Genomic DNA, 5,524 nt, shown 5'->3' on the forward strand with positions numbered 1-5,524 from the left:
TGCTCACCGGCGCGCCGGCCGATCCGCAACTGAAGTATTCGACACCGATGCCGCCGGGTGTCGCCTCGCCCGACAAGGTCGAGACCCGGCTGGGCACCTTGAACTTCTTCGACGGCTTCCCCGACCAGGCCTCGGCCGAGAAGCTGTATGACAACCTCGATTTCCAGCGCGCCGTGCAGGCCTACCTGCTGGCGCTGCCGGCCGTCAATCAGGCCGCCAACCGCGCCGCCATCCTGTCGCTGGGTCCGGTGAACAAGACCGTGCCGATCTGGGAGCAACTGGTCGATCCGCGCACGGTGGAGCTCACCGCCAACGACAACACGCCGTACACCTGGTTCTGGCTCGACCTGAAGGGCGGCCCGCTGGTGGTCGAGGTGCCACCGAAGGTGCTGGGCCTGGTGGACGACATGTGGTATCGCTGGGTGGTGGACCTGGGCATCACCGGAGCCGACAAGGGCGCTGGCGGCAAGTATCTGTTCCTGCCGCCCGGCTACAAGGGCAAGCTGCCTGATGGCTACCGGTTGGTGCGCCCGAGCACCTACAGCGTTTGGCTGGCGTGGCGTAGTTTCCTGGTCGACGGCGATCCGAAGCCGGGGGTCGACCTGGTCAAGAAGCACACCAGGGTCTATCCCTTGGCCGAGGCGGCCAAGCCCAAACCCGTGAACTTTGTCGACATGTCTGGCAAACCGTTCAGCATGGTCAACCCGGCGGGCTTCGGCTACTGGGAACTGCTGAACCAGGTGGTGCAGGAAGAACCCAGCGAATCGCTCGACCCCGTGACGCTGGGCTTCTTTCAGTCGATCGGTATCCAGAAGGGCAAGCCCTTCGCGCCGAACGAGCGCATGAAAAAGATTCTCACCGAAGCCGCCGCCATGGGTGACGCGACGGCGCGCGCCAACGCCTTCCACACCCGTAGCCGCGACGCCTACTACTACGCCGACAGCAATTGGCAGGTACCCTTCATCGGCGGCTACCGGTTCCAGACGGAGCCGGGCGTGCAGAACCTGGACGGTGCCAACTTCTTCTTCTTCATGGCCACCGGCGTTACCCCGGCCATGGAAATGAAAATGGTTGGCAAGGGCTCGCAGTACGCCTGGACCGCCCGCGACAAGGCCGGCAATGCGCTGGATGGCGGCAAGAACTACAGGCTGCGCCTGCCGCCGAACGTCCCGGTGAAGGACTTCTGGTCGGTCATCCTCTACAGCAACCAGACGCGCTCGATGATCCAGACCGATCAGCGCTTCCCCAGTGTGAGCAGCCAGAACAAGGACCTGCAGGTCAATGCCGATGGCTCGGTGGACGTGTTCTTCGGACCGAAAGCGCCGGCCGGCAAGGAGAGCAACTGGGTGCAGACCGTTCCAGGCAGGAGCTGGAACACCATCCTGCGGCTCTACGGCCCGCTCGAGCCGTGGTTCGCCAAGACCTGGCGACCGGGCGAGATCGAACTGCAACCGTAGCCTGGCTGCGGGGGGCGCTGGCAGCAGCGCCCCGCTGCTTCGCGGCCAGGGACTCGCGCCTTCGGCGAATCGCCTGCTTGCGGTTCGCCCGGCTAGCTTTCACCATTCTGTAAGGACCGCACGCAAGAGCGCACGCAAGGGGTCAGAGACATTTCCGTTCCTCCCGCAGATGCATTTTCCCTTTCCCGGTGCGGTAAGTTGATCACGCGAGCAATTCAACGGTCAGCTTTCACATTTTGTAAGAACGGTGGTCTGTCCCGGCTAGCCACCTTCGACAGCCCCGTCTTTAATCCTGGTCAATTGAAGACGAGCTTGATGCAAAAGCTCATTTAGTTCCCCCACTTGGGAATATGCATCTCCATGAGTTTCGTCGGCAAGCCGCCGGCCCATCTCCTGGACAACGACGAGAAGGTCGGACAATTCATCAATTGTTTCTCGCCTTTCGCCTTCTCTTGTTTCGTCTAACATGGTGATCACCTTTTCAGAAAGAAGGCGTACCGCCTGAGTTCTTCGATTTCTGTAACGGTCAGTGCCATTGCCTGTTTCCTCTTGGACGAGAGGCCCAGCGTTTAGACGACACCGATTGCGGTGTATATCCCGGCTTGCGCAGATTAATAATCCAGCAAACAATCTGTAATTGTCTGATGTGTATATGGTTGTTAGCCATGGGCGGAGCTGGCGCGGCGTCAAACACAGCTTCTGAAGGCAGGCTTGTTGACCAGCTTTGCGATCACATCCGCCTCAAGTACTTCAGCATACGAACCGAAACGCAGTATGTCCACTGGGCCAAGCGACGCATCTTTTTCAGGCGTTAGCCCGGGGTTATCCCGCAACGGAGCACGGTTTGCGTTGAGCCGCAGGAATAGACCTTCGAGCCAGTTTCGTACGGGTGATTCCAGAAAGCAGGAGCGACGAGAAGCTCGGTGTCAAATCATAAGTCTCTCTCCAAGCCCGGCTAGCCACCGCGAAACGCCTGCGCCAGTTCCAGCCGCAACTCTGCCTCCCGCCCCGTGTAGCGCGGTGAAAAATGGAACGGGATAACCTGCCGGGCGCCGGCTGTGCAGGCGATGCTCCCGGCCTGCTTGGCGGTGAGGTGGAACTTGCGCGCGGCATGTTCCGCGTCCGCGTCGAGGAACACCGCTTCGATGAACAGCACGTCGGCATCGCGGGCCAGCGTGACGATGCGCTGGACGTTCTCGGCGTGATGGACGACGTCGGTGACGTAGGCGATGCGGTTTCCCGGCACGATGGTGATTGCCGGCTTGAGGTCGGCCAGCGCCAGGGTTCGCTCGACCGTGCGGCCTTCGCTCTTCCACTGCGCGTGTATGGGCGTGTCATCCTTCGCGCCGGCAAGCACCGCCTGTTTTAGACCTTGCAGCCACGGGCCGACTTGCAGCCCCATGTCCTGCAGCCGGTTCTTCCAGAGGTTGACGTGCCTGGGTTCATCCAGCGCGAAGCCGAGTACGGGCACCTCGTGGTCGAGAAAGGCGGCGCGCACGCGGAAGTTTTTTTGCTCGACCAGTAGGCCGTCCGGGCAGTGCGCTGGCGGCAGGGGTTCGCGCCGGAAGCGCTCGCGGCAGGCGAAGCGTGCCCGTTCGAGGCGCCCGTCCGCGTGCCATTCGCCGACCACCAGGGTGAAGTTGCCGGCGTAGTTGTGCACCAGATTCCAGGTGTAGGCCGAGAGCTTGGCTTCCACCTGCGCGAGGATGCCAGGCGGCCCGAAGAGCTCGATCGTATGGGCCCGGCCAAGCGAGATGCGCAGCAGCCAGTCGAAACCGAAGAAGTGATCCATGTGCGTGTGCGAGACGAAGACATGGCTGATGCGCAGTAGCTTGCGCGGCGGCAGGGCGCGAATGTCGCCGAGATCGAAGAGCAGCGCCCGTTTCTCGAACAGGAAGTCGACGTGCAGGCCGGGGTCGCCGAACGGCGGATTGACCAGCTGAAGAGTGAAAGTTGGGCGCATGTCGAGGGGGTGAGCTGGGTTGGCCAATTATCGCCGACTGGCAGTTCGTGCGTTCGCTCGGAAGCTTGGGACTGAAAGCGCGTGGCGTCGCTGCGCGTGCTGCTGGCTACGCATGCTGGACCCGATCAGCTTCGCTTGCTGCGTTGAACGAGCGGCTTGCGAGCAGCGAAGTCTCGGCTGCGACACTATCCGGCCGGCGTGTTCGATGTCGCCGCGGGCTCTGCCGGCATTACTGCTTCCGGCAACATCAGCAGTGATCCGATCAGGAAAGCCAGGGCGCCGACGAGGGTGAAGGCCAGAGAACTCGTCAGCGCCGCGTCGCTTGGCGCGTGCGATGGCACGAAAGCAAAAAGCGCCGAGATCATGAAGGCCACGCAGCCGAGCAAGCCGGTGAAAGCGACCCACCACGACAGGCTCGTTGGCCGCCAGGCCCAGTGCGTGTGGCAGGTTTCGATAAACGCCAGGTAGCCCGATGCCAGAAACAGGATCGAGCCGAAAAGGTCGGGCGCCCATATGGCCAGATCCTGTCGAAACCAGTTCAATCCAGGGAGCATCGCGTCAAAAGTGCTGCCGTTGAACAGCAGCGTTCCCGCGAACTGCAAGGCGCAACTCAGCCAACCGATTTCGCGCGGCCGCCATCCGAATAGCGCGGCCTTGAGCGCCACCGGCGTGGCCTGAGGCGAGGTGTGTGGCGAGAACGCGCCCGCGTTCGCCGCCTGGAACAGTTGCAGGTAGGCGGCGAGGGTGAACGGAATCGATCCGGCGAAGTAGATGGCGTTCACCGCCCACGCGTCGAGCGAGTATCGCTTTGCCAGGTCGGGAGAGAGACTGAACACGCTGCCCAGGGCGAACAGCAGCGAACCGAGGGCGAAGACGCTGCCGATCCACCAGTTCAATTCCCCGGGCATCCACAGGCAGCGTACCCAGCCGAGACCGGTGAGCGGCGCCCGCTTGCGCGCCGCTGTTGGCAGCCCCTTGCGGTGATGGCGCGAGTGCAGAATGACGCGAATCCCGTCGGCGCGCAGGAAGGTGTGGCGGGTGATGAACGGCCACGGTCCGATCGCTTCAATCAGCCTTGCCGCGCCAGTGGCCTTGTCCAGGCCCTTCACCCGGTCGGCTCCCGGCGCGCCGCCAGGGCCCGGAGCCGGCTCGGTGCCGGAGCTCGACAACCGGGAGAAGGGCTCATGGGCGAACGCCCTTGCCGTGTTCCGGAGTCATCGCCATCCGCACGGCGCGCCCGACCGTTGCCAGGTGAACGCCGAAGTACGCCGCGATTTCTCGATAGCTGTATGCTCCGCTTGCATAAGCCGCCACGATCGCGGCGTTGCGGTGGCGATGCTTGGTGGCGATGTCCTCAAGAGATGCGGCCGGCGATTGGCGCTGCGCCTTCGGCACGGTCGACGCATCGCCGCAAATCTGCGCCCTCGTCTGCATCCGCTCGACGAACTTCTCGTCGCCGAGATAGATTTGTTGCCGCAGGCCGCCCCAAACCTCCCGTTCTGCACCCTCGCGAACAAAACGCCGGTAGCGCTGGCACGCCTTTTTGTGATCCGCACTGAACGCGCTCAGCAAGCGATCCAGCGCCGCCCACTCCGGCACCGGCGCCTCACCGACCGTCGCGCGATAACTGCTCCACGGCCATTGCTCGGCTGCATCTACCATTCGCGCTCGAACTGGATTCAGGACCACGTATCGACTCAACTCCAGGAAATAGGCATCCTGGTCCACCAGAATCCCCTTGAAACGCCCCTGGAACAGGTGTCCCGAGCGATGGTGACGCCGATTCGACGCTTGTGTGTAGACGCCGTTCAAGTGCCTCATTCCCTTCGACAGATTTCCCTCCACGGTTTCGATTACCAGATGGTAGTGGTTGCTCATCAGGCACCAGGCATGACAGCGCCAGTGGTAGCGCTCCACCACCTCGGCCAGCACACGCAGGAATTCTTGCCGATCCTCATCATCTTCATAGATCGGCTCCAGGCGGTCGCCACGCGAGGTGACGTGGTAAAGGGCGCCGGGGAATTCGATGCGCAGCGGTCTGGCCATGGTGGGAGTCTAGCGTATCGGCCTGTGTGCAATAATGCGAGACCTGACCCCGCAGTTT

5 protein-coding genes are annotated in these 5,524 nt (G+C 62.7%); 1 reads left to right on the top strand and 4 read right to left on the bottom strand.

Annotated features, from left to right (window positions below; all coding sequences use genetic code 11):
- A partial coding sequence (locus RUW20_RS04940; RefSeq protein WP_313951088.1) for a DUF1254 domain-containing protein occupies nucleotides 1-1,457 on the top strand: 1,457 nt, incomplete at its 5' end.
- A gap of 261 nt (nucleotides 1,458-1,718) precedes the next feature.
- Here RUW20_RS04940 and RUW20_RS04945 read toward each other — a convergent pair.
- The 4 genes from RUW20_RS04945 to RUW20_RS04960 form a co-directional block, all read right to left on the bottom strand.
- Nucleotides 1,719-1,925, bottom strand: a complete 207-nt coding sequence (locus tag RUW20_RS04945; RefSeq protein ID WP_313951089.1) for a hypothetical protein — start codon at nucleotides 1,923-1,925, stop codon at nucleotides 1,719-1,721.
- A gap of 487 nt (nucleotides 1,926-2,412) precedes the next feature.
- Complete coding sequence (locus tag RUW20_RS04950; RefSeq protein WP_313951090.1) at nucleotides 2,413-3,420, bottom strand: ribonuclease Z; 1,008 nt, start codon at nucleotides 3,418-3,420, stop codon at nucleotides 2,413-2,415.
- Between the two features lie 185 nt (nucleotides 3,421-3,605).
- A complete protein-coding gene (locus tag RUW20_RS04955) occupies nucleotides 3,606-4,529 on the bottom strand; it encodes a hypothetical protein (RefSeq protein WP_313951091.1) in 924 nt (307 codons plus the stop codon).
- A gap of 73 nt (nucleotides 4,530-4,602) precedes the next feature.
- Complete coding sequence (locus RUW20_RS04960; protein ID WP_313951092.1) at nucleotides 4,603-5,466, bottom strand: REP-associated tyrosine transposase; 864 nt, start codon at nucleotides 5,464-5,466, stop codon at nucleotides 4,603-4,605.
- Nucleotides 5,467-5,524: the final 58 nt, after the last annotated feature.

This window comes from Accumulibacter sp., from assembly GCF_032229525.1.
Taxonomy (GTDB): domain Bacteria; phylum Pseudomonadota; class Gammaproteobacteria; order Burkholderiales; family Rhodocyclaceae; genus Accumulibacter.